The organism is Faecalibacterium sp. 3 (genome assembly GCF_048323735.1).
Classification (GTDB): Bacteria; Bacillota; Clostridia; order Oscillospirales; family Ruminococcaceae; genus Faecalibacterium; species Faecalibacterium wellingii.
In genome coordinates, this window is record NZ_JBLWFN010000001.1 from 625130 (window position 1) to 650892 (window position 25763).

General features: G+C 58.6%; 24 protein-coding genes. 4 read left to right on the forward strand and 20 right to left on the reverse strand.

All coding sequences use genetic code 11. The features are described from left to right. Positions 1–2 precede the first annotated feature (2 nt). From ACNSPV_RS02915 to ACNSPV_RS02970, 12 genes are all read right to left on the reverse strand, one after another. A complete protein-coding gene (locus ACNSPV_RS02915; RefSeq protein WP_348584691.1) occupies positions 3–989 on the reverse strand; it encodes a TAXI family TRAP transporter solute-binding subunit in 987 nt (328 codons plus the stop codon). Positions 990–1089: 100 nt separating this feature from the next. Then, positions 1090–1410, reverse strand: coding sequence for a hypothetical protein (locus tag ACNSPV_RS02920; protein ID WP_348584690.1), 321 nt, complete (start codon positions 1408–1410; stop codon positions 1090–1092). Positions 1411–1509: 99 nt separating this feature from the next. Beyond that, the gene (locus tag ACNSPV_RS02925) at positions 1510–2508 is read right to left on the reverse strand and encodes an ABC transporter permease subunit (RefSeq protein WP_097776390.1); all 999 of its coding nucleotides are present in this window, start codon (positions 2506–2508) and stop codon (positions 1510–1512) included. A gap of 18 nt (positions 2509–2526) precedes the next feature. After that, positions 2527–4068: a sugar ABC transporter ATP-binding protein gene (locus tag ACNSPV_RS02930; protein WP_348584689.1), complete on the reverse strand. Its 1542-nt coding sequence runs from the start codon at positions 4066–4068 to the stop codon at positions 2527–2529. Positions 4069–4231: 163 nt separating this feature from the next. Continuing rightward, positions 4232–5278 (reverse strand): substrate-binding domain-containing protein, encoded by a 1047-nt coding sequence (locus ACNSPV_RS02935; RefSeq protein WP_348584688.1) that lies wholly within the window; start codon positions 5276–5278, stop codon positions 4232–4234. A 236-nt stretch (positions 5279–5514) separates the two neighbouring features. Continuing rightward, positions 5515–5733: a hypothetical protein gene (locus ACNSPV_RS02940; protein WP_348584687.1), complete on the reverse strand. Its 219-nt coding sequence runs from the start codon at positions 5731–5733 to the stop codon at positions 5515–5517. A 40-nt stretch (positions 5734–5773) separates the two neighbouring features. Continuing rightward, entirely contained in the window at positions 5774–7135 is a 1362-nt protein-coding gene (mgtE, locus tag ACNSPV_RS02945) for a magnesium transporter (RefSeq protein ID WP_348584686.1), read from the reverse strand. Positions 7136–7747: 612 nt separating this feature from the next. Then, positions 7748–10501, reverse strand: coding sequence for an insulinase family protein (locus ACNSPV_RS02950; protein WP_348584685.1), 2754 nt, complete (start codon positions 10499–10501; stop codon positions 7748–7750). Positions 10502–10579: 78 nt separating this feature from the next. Continuing rightward, a complete protein-coding gene (locus ACNSPV_RS02955; protein WP_348584684.1) occupies positions 10580–10765 on the reverse strand; it encodes a hypothetical protein in 186 nt (61 codons plus the stop codon). Positions 10766–10889: 124 nt separating this feature from the next. Next, the gene (locus ACNSPV_RS02960) at positions 10890–12146 is read right to left on the reverse strand and encodes an MFS transporter (protein ID WP_348584683.1); all 1257 of its coding nucleotides are present in this window, start codon (positions 12144–12146) and stop codon (positions 10890–10892) included. A 300-nt stretch (positions 12147–12446) separates the two neighbouring features. After that, positions 12447–13244 carry a zinc dependent phospholipase C family protein gene (locus ACNSPV_RS02965; protein ID WP_348584682.1) on the reverse strand — a complete coding sequence of 266 codons (798 nt, stop codon included), beginning with the start codon at positions 13242–13244 and terminating at the stop codon, positions 12447–12449. Between the two features lie 225 nt (positions 13245–13469). Continuing rightward, positions 13470–14507 carry an NAD(P)H-dependent glycerol-3-phosphate dehydrogenase gene (locus ACNSPV_RS02970; protein ID WP_418268251.1) on the reverse strand — a complete coding sequence of 346 codons (1038 nt, stop codon included), beginning with the start codon at positions 14505–14507 and terminating at the stop codon, positions 13470–13472. Between the two features lie 356 nt (positions 14508–14863). Between ACNSPV_RS02970 and ACNSPV_RS02975 the strand changes: the two genes are divergently transcribed. From ACNSPV_RS02975 to ACNSPV_RS02985, 3 genes are all read left to right on the forward strand, one after another. Further along, positions 14864–15547 (forward strand): amino acid ABC transporter permease, encoded by a 684-nt coding sequence (locus tag ACNSPV_RS02975; protein WP_005944676.1) that lies wholly within the window; start codon positions 14864–14866, stop codon positions 15545–15547. Positions 15548–15565: 18 nt separating this feature from the next. Next, complete coding sequence (locus ACNSPV_RS02980) at positions 15566–16378, forward strand: amino acid ABC transporter ATP-binding protein (RefSeq protein WP_348584681.1); 813 nt, start codon at positions 15566–15568, stop codon at positions 16376–16378. A gap of 181 nt (positions 16379–16559) precedes the next feature. After that, complete coding sequence (locus ACNSPV_RS02985) at positions 16560–17408, forward strand: transporter substrate-binding domain-containing protein (protein WP_348584680.1); 849 nt, start codon at positions 16560–16562, stop codon at positions 17406–17408. 232 nt (positions 17409–17640) lie between these two features. Here the strand turns inward: ACNSPV_RS02985 and uvrC are convergent, their stop codons facing one another. The 8 genes from uvrC to ACNSPV_RS03025 form a co-directional block, all read right to left on the reverse strand. Next, the gene (gene uvrC / locus ACNSPV_RS02990; RefSeq protein ID WP_339395370.1) at positions 17641–19488 is read right to left on the reverse strand and encodes an excinuclease ABC subunit UvrC; all 1848 of its coding nucleotides are present in this window, start codon (positions 19486–19488) and stop codon (positions 17641–17643) included. 67 nt (positions 19489–19555) lie between these two features. Next, positions 19556–19819: an HPr family phosphocarrier protein gene (locus ACNSPV_RS02995; RefSeq protein WP_005920365.1), complete on the reverse strand. Its 264-nt coding sequence runs from the start codon at positions 19817–19819 to the stop codon at positions 19556–19558. A 304-nt stretch (positions 19820–20123) separates the two neighbouring features. Next, complete coding sequence (gene trmD / locus ACNSPV_RS03000; protein WP_348584679.1) at positions 20124–21371, reverse strand: tRNA (guanosine(37)-N1)-methyltransferase TrmD; 1248 nt, start codon at positions 21369–21371, stop codon at positions 20124–20126. A gap of 3 nt (positions 21372–21374) precedes the next feature. Then, positions 21375–21911 carry a ribosome maturation factor RimM gene (rimM, locus tag ACNSPV_RS03005; RefSeq protein ID WP_249238110.1) on the reverse strand — a complete coding sequence of 179 codons (537 nt, stop codon included), beginning with the start codon at positions 21909–21911 and terminating at the stop codon, positions 21375–21377. Positions 21912–22127: 216 nt separating this feature from the next. Beyond that, on the reverse strand, positions 22128–22361 hold the full coding sequence (locus ACNSPV_RS03010; protein ID WP_348584678.1) for a KH domain-containing protein: 234 nt from the start codon (positions 22359–22361) through the stop codon (positions 22128–22130). Between the two features lie 17 nt (positions 22362–22378). Then, positions 22379–22621: a 30S ribosomal protein S16 gene (gene rpsP, locus ACNSPV_RS03015; protein ID WP_249238109.1), complete on the reverse strand. Its 243-nt coding sequence runs from the start codon at positions 22619–22621 to the stop codon at positions 22379–22381. Positions 22622–22713: 92 nt separating this feature from the next. Beyond that, positions 22714–24069, reverse strand: a complete 1356-nt coding sequence (ffh, locus tag ACNSPV_RS03020; protein WP_348584677.1) for a signal recognition particle protein — start codon at positions 24067–24069, stop codon at positions 22714–22716. Positions 24070–24093: 24 nt separating this feature from the next. Further along, on the reverse strand, positions 24094–24474 hold the full coding sequence (locus ACNSPV_RS03025; RefSeq protein ID WP_249238107.1) for a sigma factor-like helix-turn-helix DNA-binding protein: 381 nt from the start codon (positions 24472–24474) through the stop codon (positions 24094–24096). A 309-nt stretch (positions 24475–24783) separates the two neighbouring features. Between ACNSPV_RS03025 and ACNSPV_RS03030 the strand changes: the two genes are divergently transcribed. Continuing rightward, entirely contained in the window at positions 24784–25698 is a 915-nt protein-coding gene (locus tag ACNSPV_RS03030) for a pyridoxal-phosphate dependent enzyme (RefSeq protein WP_348584676.1), read from the forward strand. Positions 25699–25763: the final 65 nt, after the last annotated feature.

Below are 25763 nucleotides of genomic sequence, written 5' to 3' on the forward strand. Positions count from 1 at the left end.
CCTCAGTTCCCAGCCGTTTGATCGACCGTAATTCCTGCCGCCTTATAGTATGCGGCCGCACCCGCATGGAACGGGATGCCAACGCCCTCTACTGCGTTTTCCTCCGGATCCAGCGGGATGCCCAGCTGCTCTTCCAGCCCTTCCCGGCTGGAGAACAGAAGCTGTGTCAGCTGCTGCACCTGCTTTGCAGGCAGCGCGTTGCTGGCCAGCAGAACGGCTTTCACGCCCACCGTCTGCACCTCCTCCGTCTGTCCGGGATAGGTGCCTGCCGGCAGCGTGACCGTGTTGTAGGCGCTGTAAGCGCTCATCAGGCGCTGTGCCGCCGCACCGTCCACCTTCAGCAGCCGGATGCCGCACTCGCCTGCCAGAGCGGTCAGCACCGGGCTGGGCGCACCCACCGTCATAAAGATGGCATCCACCCTGCCCGCCTTCAGCTGGGCAGCGGCATCCTCATAGTTCAGGTTTACCATGCTCACCATCTTGTCGTTCAGACCATAGGCAGATAAGATCTGCAGCGCGTTCTGCTCCGAGCCGGATTCTTCCGCGCCAATGCTCACCGTCCTGCCGTGCAGGTCCTCAATGGACCGGATGTCGGAATCCGCCCGCACCACCACCTGACAGGTCTCGGTGTACAGCGCCGCCACGGCACCAAAGCCGCGGTCCTCCTCCTCGTCGGCAAAGATGCCGGTCTGGTCATAGGCATCCTGCACAAGGTCTGCCTGTGCAATGGCCAGCTGCAGGTATTCGCCGGTCAGCAGGCGCAGGTTCGCTGCGGAACCGGCGGTAGCCTTCAGCTCCACCTGCCCGTTGTCCGTCTCGTTTTCCAATGCTGCGAACCGCTCACCGAACTCCCGGTAGATGCCGCCCTCGCCAGCCACACCGAAGCGCAGCCGTTTGGCCTTTTCTGTCGATGCACATCCGCTCAGAACCGCAGCTGCCAGCAGAATGCCTGCCAGTGCCGCCGCGAGCCATTTCTTTTTCAAGATCACCACTCCTCTTCCTGCCGCCGCAGTGCGGCAGAGCTTTTATCCTAAATTATACGCATATTGCGGATGAAATGCAATCACCTGCTGCAGAAAAGGAATGCACTTACCCTCCGAACAGCCCGAAGAAACTGGTATGGGTCACCCCCAGCACAAGGAACAGTGCGATCAGTGCAAACAGTACCCTGATGATAATATCCATCTGGTGCACTGTCAGCGGAAAATGGTCGTACATTTTTTCCTTCGCATTCACAAAGTTTTTGTCGCCGTTGTTCAGCAGGCTCTTTTTTCCTTCCTCAAAGTCTGCCTTCCGGTCTGCCAGCTCCGCCTGTTCCTGCGCCAGCTGTGCTTCCCGGGCCGCAAGGGCAGCTTCCCGCCGGGCAAGCTCAGCCTCGCGCTCTTCGGGCGTCTGTTTTTCCTGTGCCATAACGTACCTCCTGATGGTGTTTTTATTATAATACCACACAAATGCAGATAAAAAAAGCGGGCCGCCTGCCCAAAAGCAGACGACCCACAGAAAAAGCTCTTACTTCTTTGCCAGATACTTGCGGATATCGATGGCCACAGCCACAATGATGACCAGGCCCTGAACGATGTAGGTGTAGGAGGAGTTCACGTTCATGAACTGCAGAGCCACCTTCATCAGCTCAAAGACCAGAACGCCGACCAGAACGCCGGGAACAGTACCAACGCCGCCGGTGGTGGAAACACCGCCGATGGTGCAGGCTGCGATGGCGTCCAGCTCATAGCCCATTGCAGTGTTGACGGATGCGCCGCCGGACTTTGCAGCCAGCAGGCAGCCTGCCAGACCGAACATGCAGGAGGCCAGGATGTAGATGCGGATCTTGGTAGCGTGCACGTTGACACCGGCCACCTCAGCAGCAGCTTCGTTGCCGCCGATGGCGTACATGTACTTGCCGTGGCGGGTCTTGTTGTACAGGAACCAGAAGCATGCAGCCACCACCAAAGCGATCCAGATCAGCACGGGCACACCGATGATGGTGTTGGAGGCCAGAGAGGTGAAGTTTTTGTTCAAAGAGCCGATGGGGGTACCGCCGGTGTACACAAGGCAGATACCGTAGACCACCTGCTGCATACCCAAGGTAGCAATGAAGGGCTGCACCTTCAGGTAGCTGACCACCAGTCCGTTGCACAGACCCACGATGGCGCAGATGGCAATGACCAGAATGAACACCACGGGGGTGGACAGGGTGGGCATATTGGGGTAGAACTTGCCGGAAGCGCCTTCGGTCTGCGCAAAAATGCAGGCCAGACATGCGGCAAAACCAGCCAGACGGCCAGCGGACAGGTCGTTACCGGTGGTGATCAGACAGCCGGAAATGCCCAGCGCGATGATGTAGCGGATAGACACGTTCTTGAACAGGTTGATCATGTTGGTGCCGGAGAAGAAGTTGGGGTGAATGATGCCAACGATCAGAGTGATGGCCAGCATCATCATAATAATGGCGTTGTTGCTGAGCCACTTGCCCACAGCCTTGCCATTCAATTTTTTGGTAGCTTCCACGATAGACAGCCTCCTTAATTACTGATTTGCCGCAGCTGCATCAGGTGCGGTCTCGAACTGGGTAGCCAGCGCCATGATGTTTTCCTGCGTAGCGTCCTTGCCGTCGATAAAGCCGGTGATGCGGCCATCGCACATGACCATGACACGGTTGGACATACCGATGATCTCGCTCATTTCAGAGGAAATCATGATAATGCTCTTGCCCTGCTTTGCCAGATCGGCAATGATGCAGTAGATCTCGTACTTTGCACCAACGTCGATGCCGCGGGTAGGCTCGTCCAGAATGAGAACATCGGGGTTGTTGGCCAGCCACCGGGCGATCAGCACCTTCTGCTGGTTGCCGCCGGAAAGGCTCTTGATCTGGGTCTTGGGACTGGGCACCTTGATGGCCATCTTTTCCTTGTTGGTAGCCACCAGATCCAGGATCTTCTTGTTGTCCAGCATGATGGGGCCCTTGCGCAGGGCATCCAGCGATGCAATGGAGATGTTATCCGCAACACTCAGCACACCCATGATGCCGGTGGCACGGCGGTCCTCGGTCAGCAGAGCCACGCTCTTCTGGATGGCGTCGCGGGGCTGCTTGATGTTCACCTCTTCGCCCTTGATCCACACCTTACCGGAGGTATGGGCACGCAGGCCGAAGATGCCTTCCATCAGCTCGGTGCGCTGTGCGCCCACCAGACCGGCCACGCCCAGGATCTCGCCTTTTTTGATCTCGAAGCTGCAGTGGCGGAAGGAGCGCGGATGGATGGAGGTAAAGTCCTCCACCTTCATCATCACCTCGTCCGAGGGATGGTTCTCCAGCGGGGGATACAGGTTCGACAGCTCACGGCCGACCATCTTTGCAATGATCTGCTCCTTGGTCATGTTGGCAACGTCCCACTTACCGATGTACTGGCCATCGCGCATGATGGTGACTTCGTCCGCGATCACCTTGATTTCGTCCATCTTGTGGCTGATATAGACCAGTGCCACGCCCAGAGCCTTCAGCTCGCGCATGATGCGGAACAGCGATTCAACTTCGTTTGCGGTCAGCGAGGAAGTGGGCTCGTCCAGGATCAGCACCTTGCAGTTTGCGGAAACAGCCTTTGCAATTTCCACCATCTGCATCTGTGCGATGCTCAGAGAGCCAAGCTTTGCATGGGGATTGATCTCCAGCTTCAGCTTTTTCAGCAGTTCCTCCGTATCCTTGTACATTTTGGCGTGATCCACCACCGTAACAGGGCCGTACTTTTTGATGGGGTAGCGGCCCAGCCAGATGTTCTCGGCCACAGTACGTGCCGGAATCGGCTGCAGTTCCTGATGCACCATGGCAATGCCGCGGTTCAGTGCATCCAGAGGGGTGGTGATGGTAACTTTTTCGCCCTCGTATTCAATTTCGCCCTCGTCCATCTTGTAAATGCCAAACATGCATTTCATCAGTGTGGACTTACCGGCGCCGTTTTCACCCATCAGCGCCATGACCTTACCGGGGCGAAGCTCCAACTGGGCGTGATCCAGCGCTTTGACGCCGGGGAAGGTCTTGACCACGCCTTTCATTACCAGACGGTATTCTGACATTCCGCAGAGCCTCCTTGTCGTTTATCATCAGGCCGCAGAAAAACCTTTTTTTCAAAACAAGGCGCGTGCGCGGAGAATATTTCTCGCACGCACGCGCTTTATAGCTTTGTTCAAGCCGTCAAGGTCCACTGCGCACCTTGCATTGTTTCCGGAAACTTTGGTCTTACTTCACGTACTCGGAAGCGTTGTCCTTGGTCACCTTGACATAGTCGACCCAGTAGTACTGCTCGACCTTGGAGCCCTCGACGTACAGCTTGGTAGCCTCAGCAGCTGCAGTAGCCTGACCCACGTCGTCGTTCAGCACGGTACCGGTCATGTTGCCATCCAGAACGTCCTGAACAGCCTCTGCCAGAGCATCGACGCCGACCAGATAGATGTCCTTGCCGACGGTGCGGCTAGCCTGCTGGATGGACTGCAGAGCGCCCAGTGCCATTGCGTCGTTGTTGCAGAAGACGACTTCGATCTTGTCGCCGTACTGAGACAGAGCGTTTGCAACGTCCTGCTGAGCGGTGGTCTGATCCCAGTTGTCCAGGTACTCGTACAGGCACTCAACTTCCTTGCCTGCATCGGTCAGAGCCTTGATGGAGTACTCAGTGCGGTACTGAGCATCGATGTTCTCGGGGTCGCCCTTGCACATAATGTAGGTGATCTTGCCGTCGCCGTTGATATCGCCCTGAGTCTCGGTCTCCAGGATCAGCTCGCCCTGATAAGTACCGGACTGACGTGCGTCAGCACCAACGTAGCAGCACTTGTCTGCGTAGGAGTCCAGAACGCTCTTGTCGGGCTCACGGTTGATGAAGACGATAGGAGTCTCAGAGGGCTTGACGGTATCAACGATGGTCTGTGCGGAAGTGGTCTGCACGGGGTTGATGACCAGCACGTCCACGCCCTGCTGCAGGAAGGTGTTGATCTGCTCGGTCTGGGTGTTCTGGTCGTTCTTGCCGTCCATGATGGTGACGGAGTAGCCCATGTCCTTCAGGTACTCTTCCAGATCGGAGCGGTACAGGGTCATGAAGTTATCAGCAAACTGATAGATGCACACGCCGATGTTTGCAGAGCCGTTGGTAGCAGCGGCAGAAGCAGCGGTGGAAGAAGCAACGCTGGAAGCAGCGGTGCTGGTGGAGGAAGAGCCGCCGCAGGCGGTCATAGCAGCAGTTGCACCAACAACAGCAGATGCCTTCAGGAAGTCACGACGCGAAATCATTTTCATAATAGTGTTCTCCTTCAATTCGTATCTCAGCATTTTCACAGGAGCATTCTTGCACGTTCCTGTAATTCCTGTTCGTATTATACCCTTGCAGAGCCCCCTGTGCAAGAGAACAAGTTCACAAGATTGAAGGAGTTCTTTTGTGCCATTTCAACAAATGCTTTTTGGGATCGCCAATTTCTTTTCTCGAAACATCACAATTTTTCATACATTTGCAACCTTCCTACAAAAGCAAAAAATTATGTCATTTTTCTCTCAAAAAGATTACAAAATGTTGCATGGTCTCTTTTGGGGACGCCGTGTATTTCTTGTATATCTTGAAAAATATTTTCAGGGACAGTTCTGCCGTCACTTTTTGCGGTTTTGAGCGCTTTTCCCGCAAATTTCTGCAAATGTCTGCCGTTCCCGGCAATGCCGTGCATCGTATTTTGGCTCAAAAAAGCTCCCGGAAGGGTCATACAGCCTTTTCCGGGAGCTCAGACAGCGGTTCTTTCAGTTTTACAGGTGCAGCAGTGCCTTTGCAATGTTGAAGTATACCAGCAGCGTGGTGGTATCCACGATGGTGGTGATCAGGGGCGAAGCCATCACAGCGGGGTCTACGTGCAGCTTTTCTGCTGCCACGGGCAGGATGCCGCCGATGATCTGCGAGAGCAGGATGGTGCAGATCAGGGTCAGGCACACCACCAGTGCCACCGGAGCCGCAATGCGGTCGAACAGCAGCATCTTTGCAAAGTTGCACACCGCCAGCGTGCCGCCGCACAGCAGGGCCACGCGGCTCTCGCGCCACAGGATGCGGGGCAGATCGTGGGGCTGGATATCGCCCACCGCCATGCCGCGGATGATGGTGGAGGTGCTCTGGCTGCCCGCGTTGCCGCCTGCATCGGTCAGCATGGGGATGTATGCAGTCAGCACGGTCACAGCGGCCAGTGCGTCCTCGTAGCCGCGAATGACCAGACTGGAGAAGGTGGCGCTGATCATCAGGAACAGCAGCCACGGCGCACGGCTCTTGTACAGGTCCCACATGCTCTGCTTGAAGTAGGGCTTGTCGGAGGGGCCGATGGCGTTCATTTTTGCGATATCCTCGCTGGCCTCATCCTGCAGGATGCTGATGGCATCGTCAATGGTCACGATGCCCACCAGCCGGTTCTCGGCGTCCACCACCGGGATGGCCAGAAAGCCGTATTTCTCGAACAGCTTGGAGACGTCCTCCTGATCCGTGGTGGTGCTCACGCTGACCACATTGGAATCCATCAGGTCCTTGATAGGCTCCTCCGTGTTCTTTGCCAGCACCAGCGCCCGCAGGGAGACCACACCCACCAACCTGCGGCTGCTGTCGGTCACATAGCAGTTGTTGATGGTCTCCTTATCAAAGCCGTTTTCCCGGATCGTGTCCATGGCCTGTGCCACGGTCATATCCGGCCGCAGCGCCATCAGCTCGGTGGTCATCACGCCGCCGGCCGAGTCCTCCGGATACTTGAGCAGCTCGTTGATCATGCGGCGGGTAGCGGGATCTGCCTGAGCCAGAATGCGCTTGACCACATTCGCAGGCATCTCCTCCACAAGGTCGGTGGCATCGTCCACGAACAGTTCATCCACCACCGCCTTCAGCTCGGTATCGGTCAGGCCGTCGATGAGCTGCTGCTGGGCCGCGGGCGTCAGCTCGGCGAACACATCTGCCGCAAGGTCTTTGGGGCACAGGCGGAACAGCACCGGGAGCTTTTCCACAGGCAGATCCTCGAACACTGCAGCCAGATCGGGTGCAGGCAGGGTCTCCATCACGTCCCGCAGGCTCTGGTACTTTTTGGCATCATCCAGATTTGCCAGCATGGTCTTGAGGGTATCGATCGAAATTTCAGACATAAAAAAGCTGCCTCCTTTTCAGTGGCAGCTCTCGTTTCTTCTTTTCAGGGAACACAAACACGCACCGTGTGCATTCACACACAGCAGGGTCTGCGCAAAGCAGAAACGGCGGCTGCCATCATATAAAATAATCGGGGAGAAAGACTGCTGCTACTGCCAGCAGGTTCCATGACAACCACCTCGTTTTCCTGTTGTAAAAAGACACTTTTTGCCTTTTCCGCCCATTACTTTACCACTGCTTTTTTGCCGCGTCAACCCTGCTTTTAAAATTTTTCCGTTTCTTTACAAAAAGTAAAAGTGCCCGATGACATTTTTCGTATCATCAGGCACTTTTTATACTTTTGCAGTAGGCAGTTCAGCAGATGCGTCCGGTCAGCGGGCCGGGAGTTTCTCCGAGGACCGTCCGTTGGGGTGGGACCCTATTGCCGAAGGCAATAGGGCGGGCGATGGAATGGCTTGCAACAACAGTGACCGCCGCCAGTGGCGGAAACAGGGAGCTGTTGTTGGGGCCGCGGCCAGCGAGATGCAAGCGGATGCGAAGCAGCTGCTGGGTGCCGCAACCCGTATTTCGTGTCCGAGGAGAAAGCTACCGGCACACTGGCCCTTCATCCCTTACAGCGTTTCTACCGTATCAAACAATTCTTTTGCGGCTTCCACAGCATCCTTGCTGCCAAACACCACCCGCACGCCGTTTGCCATGGCGGCACCCAGCTCTGCGGCCTGCTCCTTCAGCAGGGCAGCATCCACAGCGCACAGGGCTCTGCGGTCGGCCGACACCATCTCGTCCGTGATGCCGCAGAAGTACCGGCGGTCGATCTCCCGGGCCTCGGCGCGGGGCTTGCGGGGAGTGTCCAGCTTGGCTGCGGCACCCACGATAAAATCGTTCAGATCTTTTTCGGTGTACTCCCGGGCTGCCAGTTCTGCCGGGCCTTTTGCAAAGGTGTCGTAGCTTTCCTTTACATGGGGGTCGCGGTAGGTGTACAGGTACTCCACACCGTCCGAGGAGAGCATTCCGGTGCCGTAAGCGCCGCCCACCTCGCGGATGTTGTGCCACAGGTATTCGTAGCTCATCACGCGGGCCAGCACCTTGCGGTCGCTGCGGCGCTCCATGGGCCACACCAGCACATCGTAGTTCACGCCGCCATCGATCACGAAGGCTTCATTCACCGGCGGGGTCAGCGGCTCGGTGTAGGGTCTTGCCGCAGCACGGCCCTCGGCGGCAAAGCGGCTTTCCGACAGCAGGGTGCGCAGTCTGGCAAGGGCATCCTCGCTGCCGTGCAGGCTGACGGTGAGCTGCGCGTGCTGCAGCACCTCGGTGCGCAGAGCATCCAGCTTTTCGCCCAAAGCGGCCCAGTTGCCCCGCTCCTGCACGCCGCACAGGAACTTATAGTAGCTCACGCCGCTGCAGCGCTCGCTCACCGCACCGTCCACCGTGTAGTGGGCACCGGCGCGGGTGGCTGCGTATACGTTGCCCTGCTGGATGAACTGCTGTTCCATGTTCAGCTTCTGCTGGCTCAGCACCCGGGCAAAGGCTGCTTCTGCCGCCGGGCCGGTGAGGATGGTGTCATACAGCCACTCGCCGCCCAGCTCCACTGCCTTATCCAGACTGCGTTCCAGAAGGCTCAGGCACAGGCTCAGCTTTGCGTGGCAGGGTGCGCCCTCCTGACGGCCGGTCCAGATGTCCAGCTGCACGCGGCTGTCGCCCAGCCATGTGCTGCGCAGGGTGTTCAGCTGCCGGGCGGTATGCTTGCTGCTGTCCAGTTCGTCCAGCACATCGGTCAGCAGGTCAAGATACTGCATGTCCTCGGGCTTCACATTGCCAAGGTCATAGTAGAAATTCAGATACAGGCTGCCCGACGAGGGATGATGCAGCAGCTGTGCCCCGGCCAGCAGTTCCCGCGTTCCGGGTGCAGTCTTTGCGCCGTCGCCAAGGTCGGCGGCGGTCAGCGGGTGTTCCAGCACCAGCTTGCCGTCTGTGCGGACAGGCGCGTTCTCCTCGTCCTTTCCGGGCAGGGTGGGCACCTGCACCACCTGCACCGGGGCCGGTGCAAACAGCTCACGCAGCAGCTCATCGAACCAGCCGTCGGCCATCTTTTCCCGCAGGGAAGCAAACAGCCTGTCCGTGTGCAGCAGCAGGGCCGGGTCGCCGGTGTGCAGCCAGCCGGTAGAAGCGTTGATGGCATCCAGCACGCCGTCCGGCAGGCTGCCCGGGCGCTCAAGGGACGCGAACTCTGCCGCATTCAGCGAGGCCAGCAGCAGCTCCTGCGGGATGCCCTCGGTCAGGATGCCGTCCACGGCCTTGCGCACAGCGGCAGAGAACCGGCCTGCAGTCTCTTTGGTAGCACCGCGCAGCACCAGCTCCAGCACCGGCTGCAGGGTGCTGTCATCAAAGCCGATGTCGATATCCGCACCCAGCTTTTCCGCCAGCAGCGCGGCTTTCAGCGGCGAGTTGTTGGTGCCCAGCAAGGCGTCCAGCAGGACCTCCACGCCCAGCTGACGCTCCCGGTCCGCAAAGGCACCGGTGTACCATGCCAGTGCACACTGCACCTCGTCCGGCTCTGGGTTCTCCGTGTAGTAGGGCAGCTCCACGCAGGCTCCGGCCTGCTCGTCCTGCACGGTCAGCCGCGGACGGCTGGTGCCCTTGGGCATTTTAGAGAGATAATCTCTGTCCAGCAGTTCCAGCTTTTCAGCCATATCCATCCTGCCGTAAAGGGTGATGCAGCAATTGTCTGCACTGTAATGGCGGCGGTACACCCGCTTATATTTTTCGTAGGTCAGTGCCGGGATGCTGGCCGGGTCACCGCCGGAAACAAAGCCGTAGGCTGTATCCGGGAACATGGCCCGTTCCAGTGCATTTTCCAGCTGTGCATCCGGTGCGGCCAGTGCACCCTGCATCTCGTTGTACACCACTCCGCTCACGGTGCCGTCGGCACTGCGGTGCCAGCCCTCCTGCTCGAACACTGCCTTGTCCACCATGGCCAGCGGGCAGAACACCGCGTTCAGGTAGACGTCCATCAGGTTCTTGAAGTCGGTCTCGTTGGGAGTGGCAAAGGGGTACACGGTCTTGTCCGGGAAGGTCATGGCATTGAGGAAGGACGCCATGCTGCTTTTGAGCAGCTGCAGAAACGGCGAAGTGACCGGGTACTTCTCGCTGCCCGCCAGCACCGAGTGTTCCAGAATGTGGAACACACCGGTGTCATCGGACGGGAAGGTACCGAAGCCGATGCCGAATGCCTTATTGATATCTTCATTTTCCACCAGCAGCACGGTGGCACCGCTCACATCATGGGTGAGCACGGTCAGGGTCCCGTGCTGTTCCGGGCAGGGCTCGGTGCGCAGGGTGGTATAACCGGGAAATCGTTCCATTTCGTTTTCTCCTTTGCGGTTTTGAAGTCATTGCCTCTATTGTATCATTCGAGGGCGAAAAACACAATTACAGGTTTGTTAATAATAACCAGAATAACGATTTAAAATGGCCTCCGTTACACTCTGGCCATATTCAGCGGAAATTTTATTTTTATTTCGCGTTTGTCGCGGCCTGCGGGCCGCTCCAAACGCACTTTCACGAATAGAGTCGCTGCCGAAAGCTGCATCTTTACTGCGCAATGGCAGCAAAATGCCGTTTGCCATTGCGCCCTTCCCGTGAAAAAGCAAACAAACCAGCCCCGCAGGACTGGCTTGTTTGCAAAATTATAGAACAATCTTTCCTCTGATATTGCCAAGGCGAACGCATCGGCAATTTTAAATCGTGTTATTACACCTGCTTTGCGTCCTCAGTCCTGCAGGAGACCCGGAACAGCACAAAGCCCACCGCAAACAGCACCGCCAGCATTCCGATGCCCACATTGGCGCTGCCGGTCAGCTGGCTGCCCACACTCACGATCATGGTGCCAAGGAAGGATGCGCCCTTGCCGCAGATATCGAACAGGCCGAAGTATTCGCCGGATTTCTCCACCGGGATGATCTTGGCAAAGTGGCTGCGGCTGAGCGCCTGCACGCCGCCCTGGAACATGCCCACCAGCACGGCCAGCACCCAGAACTGCCACTGGCTGGTCAGGAAGAAGGCGAACACCGCAATGCCGGTGTAGGCTGCGATGCAGACCGGGATAAGCTGGCTGGACGGATATTTTGCGCTCAGACGTCCAAAGATCAGCGCCGACGGGAAGGCCACGATCTGCGTCACCAGCAGGGCCAGCAAAAGGCCGGTGGTCTCCAGCCCCAGTGCCGTGCCGTAGGCGGTGGCCATATCGATGATGGTATACACGCCGTCGATGTAGCAGAAGAAAGCCAGCAGGAACCAGAACACCTGCTTATCCTCGTACAGGTGCTTGAGGGTATGGCCGATGCGCACAAAGCTCTGCTGGATGGCGTGCTTCTCCACCTCCACATAGTTGATCTGCTTATACTTCCGCAGCAGCGGCAGGCTGGTGCTCAGCCACCACACGGCGGTGATGAGCAGTGCCACGGAAAGGGCGGTCATCTGGCTCAGGCCAATGGCTCCGCTGCCCAGCACCAGCGCCAAGCACACCACAAAGGGCACGCAGCTGCCAATGTAGCCCCATGCATAGCCCTGCGAAGACACAACATCCATGCGTTCCGGGGTGGTCACATCGCCCAGCATGGAATCGTAGAACACCAGACTGCCCGAAAAACCGATCTTTGCAAGGATGAAGATGAGCAGGAACGGCAGCCATGTCGTGGCAAGGCCCATGGCACAGCAGCCTGCCACGCCCACGAACAGGCAGAGCATGAAGATGGGCTTCTTGAAGCCTCTGGTGTCGGCCAGCGTGCCCAGAATGGGCCCCAGCACGGCGGTGATCACCGTGACCACCGAGCTTGCGTAGCCCCAGTAGGCCAGATAGTCCACCGAGCTCAGCCCGCCGGCCTCAGCCAGCGCGTTGAAGAAGATGGGCACCAGCGTTGCGATCATCAGCACAAAGGCCGAGTTGCCCACATCGTACAGGATCCACGCGCGTTCCAGAGGTGTCACCTTGAATTTTTCATGTTTCATCTTGTTTCCTCTCGCACCGCCGGGCGGTGCCCCCTCTTTTTAGATTTCACCATTTAAAATGGCCGCCGCTCACGTTCTGGCCATATTCAGCGGAAATTTTATTTTTATTTTCGTGTTTGTCGCGCTCTGCGGAACTTGTCGGGGCAAAGCCCCTCCATCTGCTAACGCAGACCGCTCGCCGCTTAAAAGCCCCACTGGGGCTTTCATTGCTGTGCAAACGCGGAGCGCTCCAAACACATTTTCACCAAAAGGGTCGCAGCGGGAAGCAGCATCTTTCCCTGCTGGCCTGCATCGACTTACTCAGAACTCCCCAAAGGTATGGTCGTAGGCCTTATCCAGCGGTTCGTCAGTATCAAGCTTTGCCATAAACTCCAGGATCAGCGTTTCTGCCAGCGGCAGAGCCTTGGCGTACAGTGCTTCCAGCTGCTTGCCGCTTTTCATGCACTTCGGGTTCGGCTGCGGATTTGCCACAAGGCCGTGCAGCATATCATATTTGCCCACCACCTTCATGCCGGTCAGCACCACCCAGCGCTTGACCGGGTTGGACGCCTGCAGGAGTCTGTGCACCGAGATCATGCCCTTGAGTGCTTCCAGCGCGGTCTGCTCCGAGATGCCCTCGTAGAACGGCGCAATGATCCCCGCATTCTTCTCCGACGGGTGGATATGGCTGGCCGTGAAAAACTTCAGCGGGTCGTATCCGTCCCGGCGCAGCAGCATGTTGTCGAACTCGGTCTCGATCTCGCAGTGGGTCACACCGCTTTCCCGGGTGAACTGCTCCACATAGGGATGACAGGTGCTGTCCAGCGCAAAATGGCAGACAAAGCCCAGCGCATAGGCCAGCGCAGCATCCCGGTCCGCCTCGCAGTGCACCACCCTGCGCGCCCGGTCAAAAAAGACCCGCCCCGGCTCCTCGTGCATGGCATTGCCCAGTGCACCCACCGGGTTGGACTTGGCCGCATGGTAATAAAACAGCAGGTCCGGCCCGTGCAGGCCGATATCGTAAAGCTCACGGTTCTGTTCCAGCTGAGCACGCAGTTCATCCGGCAGATGTTCCAGCACATTGGCGCCAAAGCGGCGGTGCGCATAGGTTGACGGCATGGCAGATTCCTCTCTTTCTCTCCGGCAGGGTGCACAAAACGTCCCCCGGTTTTTGCGTTCTGTTTCAGTATAGCAGAAAGTTTCCCGACCTTCTACCCTTTTACGTCTGATTTTGGTAAAAAATTTGAATTATTTTGTGTTTTCGGTGTCTGCAGGGCAGCCGGGCTGCCCATAAAAAGGACAAAAGGCAGCCGACCCTGCGGTCAGCTGCCTTTTCACTGGTTTTTACCCGTTGTTTTCGTATCCCTGCGGCATTTCGTTTTTGCGGTTACGATCCATCAGGGTGCGCAGAGCATCGCTGGCGCTCATGCCCTCCTTCACGATGGCGTTCACCGTCTGCACAATGGGCATTTCCACATTGTACTTTGCAGCCAGCTCCATAGCGGCAGGCAGTGCATTGATGCCCTCCACCACCATGCCGACTTCCTTGACGGCCTGCTCCGGACTTTCGCCCTTGCCGATCAGGATGCCGGCGCGGTTGTTGCGGCTGTGCATACTGGTGGCCGTCACGATCAGGTCGCCGATGCCGGCCAGACCCGCAAAGGTGTGGATGTTGCAGCCCATGGCCACGCCCAGCCGGGCGATCTCGGCAATGCCGCGGGTGATGAGGGCCGCGCGGGCGTTGTCACCGTAGCCAAGGCCGGTGGAGATGCCCACGCCCAGCGCAATCACGTTCTTCAGCGCACCGCTCAGCTCCACGCCTTTGATATCGGGGTTGGTGTACACCCGCATACAGGTGTTGCTGAACACGTCCTGCACAAATTCTGCAGCCTGTTCGTCCGGGCAGGCCGAAACGATAGTGGTGGGCATGTCCAGCGCCACCTCTTCGGCGTGGGTGGGGCCGGAGAGCGCTACCAGCTTTACTCCTTTGGGGCCGCCCTCACGGTTCAGCTCGTCGGCGATGACCTCGGTCATGGTATATAAGGTATCCGGCTCCATGCCCTTGGCAACGTCCACAAGGATCTGTCCGTCCGGGATATAGGGCCGGGCCTTGGCGGTGGTGGAGCGCACAAACACCGACGGCACTGCAAACAGCAGCACATCCTTGCCGGTGCAAACCTCCTCGATGCTCTTGGTGAACTGCAGCTCTGCCGGGATCTTCATGCCCGGCAGGTTGGGGTGCACCCGGGCAGCAGAAAGGCTGTCCACCTCGGCCGGCAGTGCCGACCACACCTGCACCTCATTGCCGCTGACGCACAGCATCCGTGCCAGCGCCATGCCCCAGGTGCCTGCGCCCAAAACGCCGATTTTTTTCTTTGTCACGTTCGTGTCCTCCGTGTCTGCACCGCACAGGGCAGCTGTGCCCGGCGGTAAATTTGCGCCCATGCCGGTGCTTTGCCCGGTGCGCGTTGTCACGTCCATTGTACACGAAAGCAGGTGCGCCGTCAACCGCTTGCCGCATTGCACAAAGTTTTCCAGATGGGTCGTCCGTTTTTGTACACATCACGCGTTTTGCGCAAACCGTTTGCACTCCATCCGGATTCATGCTATAGTATTCTGGTAGGTTTTGTAGGGATTTGGCAAAAAGCCTTGACTTCAAGTGTACTTCAAGGTTTATAATACCTTTATTCCGGACAACACAGAGAGTATCTGAACACCGTTCTGAGGGAACATTTTTCATGTTTGAAGCATTTTTTTCCAACCGCACGGTCAGCGTGCTGGCGGAGGCCCTGCCGCGTATCCTGACAGCCGGCCTGACCATGACCATCCCGCTGACCCTTGTCTCCTTCTTTTTTGCCATGATCATTGCCGTGGCCGTCGCGCTGGTGCAGTACGCCAATGTGCCGGTGCTGCGGCAGATCGCACGGTTCTACATCTGGGTCATCCGCGGCACGCCGCTGCTGGTGCAGCTGTTCATCATCTTTTATGGTCTGCCCAGCGTGGGCATCATGCTGGACGCTTTCCCGGCTGCGGTCATCGCCTTTGCCTTCAACGAGGGTGCCTACTGTGCCGAGACCATGCGCGGTGCGCTGGAAAGCGTGCCCCAGGGCCAGCTGGAAGCCGGTTACTGCGTGGGCATGAGCTGGTGGCAGATCATGCGCCGCATCGTGCTGCCACAGGCCCTGCGCACGGCAGTGCCTGCCCTCTCCAACTCGCTCATCGGCATGATCAAAGACACCTCGCTGGCGTCCAATATCACGGTGGCCGAGCTGTTCATGGCGGGCCAGCGGGTGGCCGCCCGCACCTACATCTTCCTGCCCATCTACTGCGAGGTGGCTGTGGTGTACCTGCTGTTCTGCACGGTCATCACCAAGCTGCAGGCTTTGCTGGAGCGTCGGCTGAATGCCCACGGCTTCCAGTGAGAAAGGAGTGTGGGTTTTATGGCAATGTTAGAGATCCGCAATGTGCAGAAAACATTCCGCACCAATGCAAAGCCCGGCCTGCATGCGGGCATCTTCCACCGTCCCAGTGCGCGGAAGGCTGCCCAAGAGCTGCAGGTGCTGCGCGGGGTGGACCTGACCGTAGAAAAGGGCGATGTGGTGGCCATTCTCGGCCCCTCCGGCTCCGGCAAGACCACCCTGCTGCGGTGTCTGAACTTTCTTGAGACTGCCGACGCTGGCCAGCTGATCCTTGACGGCGAGAGCTTTGATCTGGCCCATGCAAACCGGGCTGACATCGCCCGCCTGCGCAAAAAGACGGCCTTTGTGTTCCAGAACTACAACCTCTTCCGGAACAAGACCGCTCTGCAGAACGTGACCGAGGGGCTGATCGTGGCCCGCAGGATGCCCAGAGAGCAGGCGGACGCCGTGGGTATGAAAATGCTGGCAAAGGTGGGCCTTGCCGACCGGGCAGACGCCTACCCTCGTCAGCTTTCCGGCGGTCAGCAGCAGCGCGTGGCCATTGCCCGGGCACTGGCCTCCGACCCGGAGATCATCTATTTTGACGAGCCCACCAGTGCGCTGGACCCGGAATTGACCGGTGAGGTGCTCTCGGTCATGCGGCAGCTGGCCGAAGAGGGCATGACCATGCTGGTGGTCACCCACGAGATGGGCTTTGCCCGCAATGTTTCCTCCAAGACCGTTTTCATGGAGAACGGCGTAGTGGTGGAGCAGGCTCCCTCCCGCCAGTTCTTTGCAGACCCGAAGGAGGAGCGTACCCGCGAGTTTTTGCGCAAGATCGCACACACTGAGTAAAGTTTAACCAACTCCCCCAGCCTGCTTCGCAGACAGCCCCCTCTGAGATGGGGCCTTTGGCAAAACCAGAAAGTCTCCCTCTTTGCCAAGGGCTCCCTCTTTGAGGGAGCTGGCGCAGCGTCAGCTGTGCCTGAAGGAGATTATTTCACAAATATTTTTATAGAGGAAAGGGAATCCAACTATGAAACGCAGAACCTTTATTTCTCTTATGAGCGTTATGGCCGCTGCCGGTGTGCTGACTCTGGCTGGCTGCTCCAACTCTTCCGGCAGTACCGCTGCTTCCGGCACGGCCGCCTCTGTGGCTCCTGCTGCCGGCGACCAGCTGTCCAGCATCCAGTCCAGTGGCAAGCTGATCGTTGCGCTGGAAGGCGCATGGCAGCCCTGGAGCTACCACGACGAATCCGATACTCTGGTGGGCTACGACGTGGAGGTGTCCCGCGCCATTGCCGAAAAGCTGGGTGTGGAGCCGGAGTACGTGGAAAGCGACTGGGACAGCCTGTTTGCCGGTCTGGACGCAGGCCGCTACGACATCGTGTGCAACGGCGTGGAAGTGACCGACGAGCGCGCCAAGACCTATGATTTCACCGAGCCCTACGGCTACATCCACACCGCCCTTGCCGTCCGCAAGGACAACGAGGACATCACCAGCTTTGAAGACCTGAAGGGCAAGACCACCGCCAACAGTCTGGCTTCCACCTACATGGAGCTGGCCGAAAGCTATGGCGCCACCGTGCAGGGCATCGACACACTGGAAGAGACCATCCAGCTGCTCACCGCCGGCCGCATCGACGCCACCCTGAACGCCGATGTTTCCTTCTACGATTACCTGAACGTCCATCCGGACGCAGATTTCAAGCTGGTGGCCCAGACCGAGGACGCTTCTCACGTTGCCATCCCCCTGCGCAAGGGTGATGCCAGCGCCACCCTGCTGGAAGCCATCAACACCGCCATTGAGGAGCTGCGTGCCGATGGCACCCTGAAAGAGCTGGGCGAGAAGTATTTCGGTCAGGATATTTCTGCGGAGAACTGAATCATTTGAATGCCCTCCGCTTTGCTCTGGGCATTTTCAGCGGAAAATTCATTTTAATATTGCAAAACCCGGCAGACTGCGGTCTGCCGGGTTTTGCCTTTTCACGGAAAGGGCCGTAACCGGTAAATGCATCAATCGCGTTTTTTTCAGCTCTGCACATTCATTGCATCTGAATGCAAAAAGCTCTCCCTTTCGGGAGAGCTGGCATCGCGCAGCGATGACTGAGAGGGTTTTATGCGTGAAAATACTCGTAGATGGTCTGTGCCGTCTGTTTCCCCACGCCGGGGGTGTTTTCCAACTGGTCAGGCGTGGCTTCCTTCACCGCGGTCACGCTCTTAAACTGGGCCATCAGCGCCTTGGCCGTCTTGGGGCCGATGCCGGGGATCTCGGTCAGGGTGGAGGAATAACTCTTCTGCTTCATCTGCTGCTTGCGGTAGGCATTGGCAAAGCGATGGGTCTCGTCCTGAATGGCCGTGATGAAGGTAAAGGTGCCCCGGTTCATGTTGATGGCAATTTCCCGCCCCTCGCTGTCCACGATGGCACGGGTACGGTGGTGGTCGTCCTTCACCATGCCGTAGAGCGGCACATCCGCAAGGGCAGTCCCGGCCAGTGCTTCTTTTGCCGCACTCACCTGCCCCCTGCCGCCGTCCATCAAAAGCAGATCCGGCTTCTGCCCGAACCAGTTGCTGCAGGGTTCTCCCTTTTTTGCAAGCTCTGCGTACTTTTCATACTCTGCCGCCCGCCGGGAGACGGTCTCTGCCAGTGATGCATAGTCGTCAGTGCCCGCCACTGTCTTCATTTTGAATCTGCGGTAGCCCGCCTTATAGGGCTTGCCATCCCTGAAGGTGACCATGCCGCAGACGCTGGAGCCATCGCCCCAGTTGGAGATATCGTAACTCTCAATAGCCCGGGGCGGCTTTGCAAGGCCCAGCACCTGCGCCAGCTCGTCCAGCAGTTTTTCCTCCCGGGCGTAACGGCCGCTTTCCCGGGCAAGACGCTCCACCGCGTTGGTGTGGGCCATCTCCACCAGATGGGCCTTATCGCCCCGCTGGGGCACATACAGCTGCACCTCACTGCCGCGCTTTTCGTTCAGCGCCTGCTGCAAAGCATCGCTGTCCGGCGGCAGCTCATCCACCGCAATGATCTTGGGGATCTGCTCGTCATCCAGATAATACCGGGGCAGAAATTCCTCCCGCACGGCGGCGATGTCCGAGGTATCGTGGAACAAAAACTCCCGCTTGTCGGTCAGCCGTCCGTCCCGGAAGCGCAGCACCGCCGCACACACGCTGTCCGGCGTGCCTGCCAGCGCCACCACGTCCATCTCCACATCCGGGTCCACAATGACCTTCTGCCCGGCGCTCACCTTGGTGATGGCTGCGATCTGGTCCCGCAGCAGGGCCGCCGTCTCAAATTCCAGCCGGTCCGAGGCCTCCTGCATCCGCTCGTTAAGGATCTTCAGGATGTCCTTTTTGCCATAGCGGATCAGGTGCACAGCATTCTTGACCGCCTCGTTGTAGGTCTCGCAGCGGATCTTTCCGCTGCACACCGCCATGCATTTGCCGATGTGCGCATTCAGGCAGGGGCGTCCCCTGCCGATCTCCTGCGGGAAGCGCTTATTGCAGCGCGGCAGCAGAAAGGCATCCATGGCCGTTTCCGCCATCTGCCGGGCCGCAAAGCTGGAAGTATAGGGGCCGATATACTCGGCGTCGTCCTCCTCCTTTTGCAGCACGAAGGAGAGCCGGGGCCATGGCTCCTTTGTCACCTTGATATAGCTGTAGCCCTTGTCGTCCTTCAGCAGGATGTTGTACTTGGGAGTGTGGGCCTTGATCTGGCTTGCTTCCAGCACCAGTGCCTCGAACTCGCTCTGGCACACGATCACATCAAACGCATAGGCGTGGGCGATCATCTGGCTGACCTTGTTGTCGTGGGGCACGCCTTCGCGGAAATACTGGCTCACCCGGATGCGCAGCCGCTTTGCCTTGCCGATATAAATGATGGTGTCGCTTTTATCCCGGATGATATACACCCCGGGCAGCAGCGGCAGCATACAGGCCTTCTGGTAGAGTTCCGCTTTGGTCATGGCATCTCCTTAAGCAAAAAACAAAAAAGCGGCAGGTTCCCCCGCCGCTCCATTTTATTGGTACAGATTACTCCGCAAAGCCGGACTCCACCAGCTTGATCAGGCCGTCCACTGCAGCCTGCTCATCAGCGCCGTCAGCGATGATGCGGATGGTGGTGCCGCCCACGATGCCCAGAGACAGAACGCCCAGCAGGCTCTTTGCGTTCACGCGGCGTTCTTCCTTCTCGACCCAGATGGAAGACTTGAACTCGTTAGCCTTCTGGATGAAGAAGGTAGCCGGACGAGCGTGCAGACCAACCTGATTTTCAACGGTAACTTCTTTCACGTACATAGTAAAGCGCTCCTATCTAATATCGTTTTGGGTATAGAATCTGTATCCTGTGCCTGTTGCGTTACGATTATTTTAGCGCAAGTCGAAACGGTTGTACAGCCCTCCGGCGTATTTTTGGCGGTTTCTCCAATGAAAAGGGGCCCATTTTTCATTATTTGTACAAAGATAATAAAATTATTCCCCGAAGGTTAGAGGGTAAATACAAAAGTTTTCAACATTTTTTCGACGGCCGTGCAGTTTTTCGACCATTTTTGTGCGTTTTCCGCACTGTGCGCTCTCCATCTCGCCGTCTGTTTCTGCCTGTTTACTGCTCCTGTGCGCCCTCGTAGCGCATCAGGACAAGGGCACATTTGTGCACCACAGCAGGATACCGGTCGGGGTCAAATTCCAGCTTCATTTCCCCGGTCAGCTCCCAGCCCATGCGGGTGTAAAGCGCAATGGCCCGGGTGTTGGTGTTCAGCACGCTCAGCACCGGATGCTCGTGCTCGCTGAGCTTTTTGCGGGCAAAGTCCAGCATCTTCATGCCGATGCCCCTGCCGCGCGCCTCCTCGGTGACGAACAGATGTTCAATGTGCCCCACCTTGTGGTTAATGCTCACGATGCCGTCCGGCACCTCCTTGGTGGTGTGCAGATAGCATGCCCAGCCGGCGGCCTTTTCCTGCCGCAGCTGCAGCAGGTACTCTTCCTCGTTGAGGCTGGCACAGTATTCCGGGGTCCAGTTCTCGGCACAGGTCGCACGCCGTCCCTCCACAAAGATGTGGGCGGCGGCGGCAAACTGCTCATCGGTCTTGACAAGGCGCATGTTCTCGCCGCGCTTCCACTTGGGCAGTTCCTCCACAGGGTGGCTCCTGCACCACTGCTCATACAGCTCCGGGCGGCGCAGGCGGGTGCGCTCCCGGCTCTGCTCACTGCGCCATGCATCGATTTTCTGGTGATCGCCGCCCAGCAGCACCTGCGGCACCGCGCGGCCCTCCCACACCTCGGGGCGGGTGTACTGGGGATACTCCAGCAGGCCGTCCCAGTAGCTTTCTTCCTCGTAGCCCTTCTGCTCGGCCAGCACGCCGGGCTTCAGGCGCAGCACACTGTCTGCCACCACAAGGCTGGCCAGCTCGCCGCCGGTGAGGATGTAGTCACCGATGGAGATCTCCTCGTCCGCAAATGCCTCGATCACGCGCTCGTCGATGCCCTCATAGTGGCCACATACCAGTGTCAGGTTATCATACTGGGCCAGCCGCTTTGCGTGCTCCTCGGTATAGCGCTGGCCGCCTGCCGTCAGGAACACGATATGCGGGGCCGGACGGCCCTGTGCAGCCACTTCCTGCTGCACGGCACGCAGGCAGTCTGCGATGGGCTGGGCATACAGCACCATGCCGCAGCCGCCGCCGTAGGGGTAATCGTCGGTCTGCTTCTGTTTATTCAGGGTGTAGTCCCGGATCTGGTGGCAGTGGGTCTCAATAAAGCCCTTCTTTGCCGCGCGCCCGATGATGCTGGCATCCAGCACCTGCTGGCACATTTCCGGGAACAGAGTCACGATGTCCACGCGCATCCCCATAGCTCACTCTTCCTCCCGTTCGCTGTCAAAGTCGTCATCCAGCAGGCCCGGGATGGGGGTGACAAGGAGATAGCCCTCCGGCGGGTTGCGCTCTTTCAAAAAGGCGTCCACGCCCGGGAACATATATTCCTTGCCGCTGGGGGCTTTGACGGTGTAGATATCCTGTGCACCGGGATGGTCCACGCTGGTCACAACGCCGTACACCCTGCCGGTGTCGGCATCCCGCACTTCACACCCGATGAGATCGGCCACATACCAGCGGCCTGCGGGCAGGGTGGCGTCATTGCGGTCAAAGTAAAACACCTGCCCGCGCAGCGCACGGGCGGCGTCCATATCGTTGACGCCCTCCAGCTGCAGCAGCGCCATCTGACCCTGCGCACGGATGGAGACGATCTTCCATGCCCTGCCGCCCTGGGCCGATGCGTACAATCTGCCCACCTTTTTCAGAAAGTTGACGCCGTCGCACCAAAGCTCCAGCTTCATTTCGCCGCGCACGCCGTGGGTGGTCACGACCTTGCCCGCTTCCAGATATTGCTGCATATTTTTGCTCCTGTGTTATCAAACTTGCGCCAATACGCCCTCATCAGTCTCACTGCGTTCGACAGCTTCCCCCGGCCGGGGGAAGCCTTATGAAAGTGCATCGGCCGGGAAAGCCTTCCCCCAGTCGGGGGAAGGTGGCGCGCCAGCGCCGGATGAGGGTGCTTCCACTGAAACAAAAAGGCCCCTTGCCGCAAGGGCAAAGGGCCTGTAGGGTGCTCAGTCGATCTCAACAAGGACCTTTTCATCGACCCGCACAGCAGCCGCGCGCATCACCACACGAATGGCTTTTGCGATCCGGCCCTGCTTGCCGATGACACGGCCCATATCTCCCTCTGCCACGCTCAGGTGGTAGACGACGGTGCCGTCCTCGCGGGGCTCGTCCACCGTGACCTTGACGGCGTCTTTGTCCTCCACGAGACCGCGGGCAACTGCCAGCAACAGCTCCTGCATGAGTCAGCCCTCCCTACTTACAGAACGTTGGACTTCTTCAGCAGGACGCGAACGGTATCAGTGGGCTGTGCGCCGTTGGCGATCCACTGCTTTGCCTTCTCAGCGTCGATCTTGATCACAGAGGGCTCCTGGTTGGGATCGTAGGTGCCGATTTCCTCGATGAAACGGCCGTCGCGGGGGAAGCGGCTGTCAGCAACAACAACACGATAGAAGGGAGCCTTCTTGGCGCCGACGCGGCGCAGACGAATCTTAACTGCCATGGTAAATATCCTCCAAAAATTGTTTTGTGCGGCCCTTGCGGGCGCGTTGTTTATATTGTACAAACCCGCAAGGGGGTTGTATCACAAAAAAATTATTTCAGCCCGCGGAAGGCACCGGGATTTCCCATCATGCCGCCCAAGCGGCGGGCAAAGCCCTTGGGGCTCTTTTTGAACTGCTTCATCATCTTCTGCATCATCTCAAACTGCTTGAGCAGCTTGTTCACGTCGGCCACGGTGGTACCGCTGCCGGCCGCGATGCGGCGCTTGCGCTTGGGATTGATGATGGAGGGCTTCTCGCGCTCTTCTTTGGTCATGGAATAGATCATGGCCTCAATGCGATCGAACGCCTTTTCATCGACCTGACTGGGATCGATGCCGCTACTGCCGGGCAGCATGCTCAGCATCGCGCCCGCACCGCCCATCTTGCGGATCTGTGCGAACTGGTCCAGCATGTCGTTCATGTCGAACTTGTTCTCCATCATCCGCCGGGCGGTCTCTTCGGCAGCCTTTTCGTCTGCCGTTTCCTGTGCGCGCTCGATGAGACTCAGCACATCGCCCATGCCCAGAATGCGGCTTGCCATGCGGTCGGGATGGAACACATCCAGATCGTCCAGCTTTTCGCCGGTGCCCTGGAACTTGATGGGCTTCCCGGTGACGGCCAGCACCGAAAGTGCCGCACCGCCGCGGGTATCGCCGTCGGTCTTGGTGAGGATGATGCCGTCGATGCTCACCTTCTCGTTGAAGGTCTTGGCAACGTTCACGGCGTCCTGACCGGCCATGGCGTCCACCACCAGCAGGGTCTCGTCCACAGGAACGGCTTCCTTGATGTCCACCAGCTCCTGCATGAGCACATCGTCGATCTGCAGACGGCCGGCGGTATCCAGGATCACGATGTCATTGCCGTAATCCCTGGCGTGTGCCAGCGCCTTCTTTGCAATTTCCGGCGGCTTTGCACCCGGCAGCGTGAACACCGGTGCGCCCGCCTGTTTGCCCACCACCTGCAGCTGATCGATAGCCGCAGGGCGGTAAATATCGCAGGCCACCAGCATGGGGCGGCGGCCCTGTTTGATAAAGTATTTAGCCAGCTTTGCGGCATGGGTGGTCTTACCATTGCCCTGCAGGCCGCAGAGCATGATGACGGTCTGGCCCTTGTTCTTGATGTTCAAACGGGCCGCTTCGCTGCCGCCCATCAGGGCAACCAGCTCTTCGTTGACGATCTTGACCACCTGCTGGGCCGGGGTCAGGCTCTCCATGACCTCCTGACCCATGGCGCGCTCGGACACCTTCGCGCAGAAGTCCTTGGCGACCTTATAGTTGACATCCGCTTCCAGCAGTGCCATGCGCACCTCGCGCATGGCGGCCTTGATATCTGCCTCGGTCAGCTTGCCGTGACCGCGCAGCTTTTTGAACACACCGGCAAGGCGGTCGGTAAGGGATTCAAATGCCATTGTGCGGTGCTCCTTTCACAAGTTTCAGCTCTCGTTCGCTTCGTCGATGGAACGGATCAGCTTCAGCATCCCGGTCAGCTGGTGTTCATACTCGGTGGTGGTCAGGCCATTTGGGCCGGTGCACTCGAACCGTGCATCAATGACCATCTGCTCCAGCTCCTCCAGCTTCTGCTGCACCCGGCGGTAGCGGGCCGCAAACCCGACCTTTTCCTCCAGCTCCTTCAGCGCGTTCTCGCCATGCTTGATGGCGTCCCGCGCACCCTGACGGGTGATGCCGAAGTTTTCGCCGATCTCGCTCAGCGAAAGGTCGTCGTTGTAATACTGGCGCAGCATCTCGCGCTGCTTTTCGGTGAGCACCTCGCCGTAGAAGTCCAGCAGATAGCCCATTTCCAGATCTTTTGCCATCCTCTGACCCCCGGTTTTGTGCCTGTGCTTTCGAGAAGTGATGTAAAGTTCATCTGCTTTACGGATGAATTATAGCAGATACCCTGTCTGCTGTCAAGGGCAATCCGGGATTTTTTCCAGAAAATCCGGCAAAAATTCGCTGTTTTTGCCAAAATACCGCTTGACGCACCGGGGGCTTTTGCGTTAGGATAAGATTGTTGTATCCAAACAAATCCTCTCAATCTTGCTGCGTTCGGCAGCTCTCCCGAAGGGCTGGCCTCTGCCAAACACCGTCTGATCAGGATGCATCCTCTTGAAAGGAGTTTTCCCGTGCCGATCTACCCCAATTTTTACCAGACGCTCAGCGCCTGCCCCATCGTGGAGCTGCGGGGCTATGCCGCCGCCTGCGGGCTGAAAGGGCGTTTGTATGCCTATCTGGACTTTGCAGGCCCCACCGGCACCGCCCGGGACGGCCTTGCCGAGGGGATGCTCGCCCTCGCCATCGAGAAAAAGAAGCTGAATCCCGGCCAGCCCATCATCGAAGCTGCCTCCGGCCCCTTTGCCGCCGCGCTGACGCTGGCGGGCCTTACCGCCGGGCATCCGGTGGTGCTGGTGATGCCGGAGGACGCCCCCGCCCTGCGGCAGGAGACCCTGCTGCGGCTGGGTGCCCAGATCCGCCACAGCCCGGCCCGCAGCGGTGTGAACGGTGCCCGCCGTCTGGCGGCACAGACCGCCGCCGCCAACGGCTGGTACTACATGGACTGGCTTGCCAACGATGACAACCCCGAATACCACCGCCGCGTCACCGGCCCGGCCATCGTGCAGAACATCGCCCGTGAGGGCAGGAGCGCCGTGGATGCCATCGTAATTGGCGTGGGCAGCGGCGGCACCGTAACGGGCGTGGGTGAGACCATCAAGGCATGGACCAACGATGTGCGCATCGCCGCCGTGGAGCCTTACGAATCGCAGGCGCTGGGCGGCGGTCTCACCGGCCCCCACGGCATCAGTGATCTAGGCTATGGCTTTGTGCCGGAAAACTTCAACGCCTATGTGGTGGACAACGTGGTAGCGGTAAACACCACCGACGCGCAGCGGGCCGCACAAAAGGTGCTGCACACCGATGCTATCCCGGCTTCGGTGGCGTCCGGTGCTGTTCTGCAGGCGGCCGCACAGCTCATCCATGTGGGGGCCAGCCGCTCCGCCCTTGCCATCCTGCCCGGGCGGCAGCTGATCAACACATTATAATATTACAGCAGGCCGGTCGCATCCGCTCCGTCCTGCTTCCTCTTCCCCATCTTATAAGAAAGGAC

What these genes read in the sequence shown, in the direction of transcription:
- uvrC (WP_339395370.1), bottom strand. Translation starts at nt 19,488, where the DNA reads ATGACCAAAGCGGAACTCTACCAGAAGGCCTGTATGCTGCCGCTGCTG.
- ACNSPV_RS02955 (WP_348584684.1), bottom strand. Translation starts at nt 10,765, where the DNA reads ATGGCAAACGGCATTTTGCTGCCATTGCGCAGTAAAGATGCAGCTTTC.
- ACNSPV_RS02920 (WP_348584690.1), bottom strand. Translation starts at nt 1,410, where the DNA reads ATGGCACAGGAAAAACAGACGCCCGAAGAGCGCGAGGCTGAGCTTGCC.
- rpsP (WP_249238109.1), bottom strand. Translation starts at nt 22,621, where the DNA reads ATGGCAGTTAAGATTCGTCTGCGCCGCGTCGGCGCCAAGAAGGCTCCC.
- ACNSPV_RS02930 (WP_348584689.1), bottom strand. Translation starts at nt 4,068, where the DNA reads ATGTCAGAATACCGTCTGGTAATGAAAGGCGTGGTCAAGACCTTCCCC.
- rimM (WP_249238110.1), bottom strand. Translation starts at nt 21,911, where the DNA reads ATGCAGCAATATCTGGAAGCGGGCAAGGTCGTGACCACCCACGGCGTG.
- ACNSPV_RS02975 (WP_005944676.1), top strand. Translation starts at nt 14,864, where the DNA reads ATGTTTGAAGCATTTTTTTCCAACCGCACGGTCAGCGTGCTGGCGGAG.
- trmD (WP_348584679.1), bottom strand. Translation starts at nt 21,371, where the DNA reads ATGGGGATGCGCGTGGACATCGTGACTCTGTTCCCGGAAATGTGCCAG.
- ACNSPV_RS02965 (WP_348584682.1), bottom strand. Translation starts at nt 13,244, where the DNA reads ATGCCGTCAACCTATGCGCACCGCCGCTTTGGCGCCAATGTGCTGGAA.
- ACNSPV_RS02960 (WP_348584683.1), bottom strand. Translation starts at nt 12,146, where the DNA reads ATGAAACATGAAAAATTCAAGGTGACACCTCTGGAACGCGCGTGGATC.
- ACNSPV_RS02950 (WP_348584685.1), bottom strand. Translation starts at nt 10,501, where the DNA reads ATGGAACGATTTCCCGGTTATACCACCCTGCGCACCGAGCCCTGCCCG.
- mgtE (WP_348584686.1), bottom strand. Translation starts at nt 7,135, where the DNA reads ATGTCTGAAATTTCGATCGATACCCTCAAGACCATGCTGGCAAATCTG.
- ACNSPV_RS02995 (WP_005920365.1), bottom strand. Translation starts at nt 19,819, where the DNA reads ATGTACGTGAAAGAAGTTACCGTTGAAAATCAGGTTGGTCTGCACGCT.
- ACNSPV_RS03010 (WP_348584678.1), bottom strand. Translation starts at nt 22,361, where the DNA reads ATGCAGGAGCTGTTGCTGGCAGTTGCCCGCGGTCTCGTGGAGGACAAA.
- ACNSPV_RS02940 (WP_348584687.1), bottom strand. Translation starts at nt 5,733, where the DNA reads ATGACCCTTCCGGGAGCTTTTTTGAGCCAAAATACGATGCACGGCATT.
- ffh (WP_348584677.1), bottom strand. Translation starts at nt 24,069, where the DNA reads ATGGCATTTGAATCCCTTACCGACCGCCTTGCCGGTGTGTTCAAAAAG.
- ACNSPV_RS02980 (WP_348584681.1), top strand. Translation starts at nt 15,566, where the DNA reads ATGGCAATGTTAGAGATCCGCAATGTGCAGAAAACATTCCGCACCAAT.
- ACNSPV_RS02935 (WP_348584688.1), bottom strand. Translation starts at nt 5,278, where the DNA reads ATGAAAATGATTTCGCGTCGTGACTTCCTGAAGGCATCTGCTGTTGTT.
- ACNSPV_RS02985 (WP_348584680.1), top strand. Translation starts at nt 16,560, where the DNA reads ATGAAACGCAGAACCTTTATTTCTCTTATGAGCGTTATGGCCGCTGCC.
- ACNSPV_RS03025 (WP_249238107.1), bottom strand. Translation starts at nt 24,474, where the DNA reads ATGGCAAAAGATCTGGAAATGGGCTATCTGCTGGACTTCTACGGCGAG.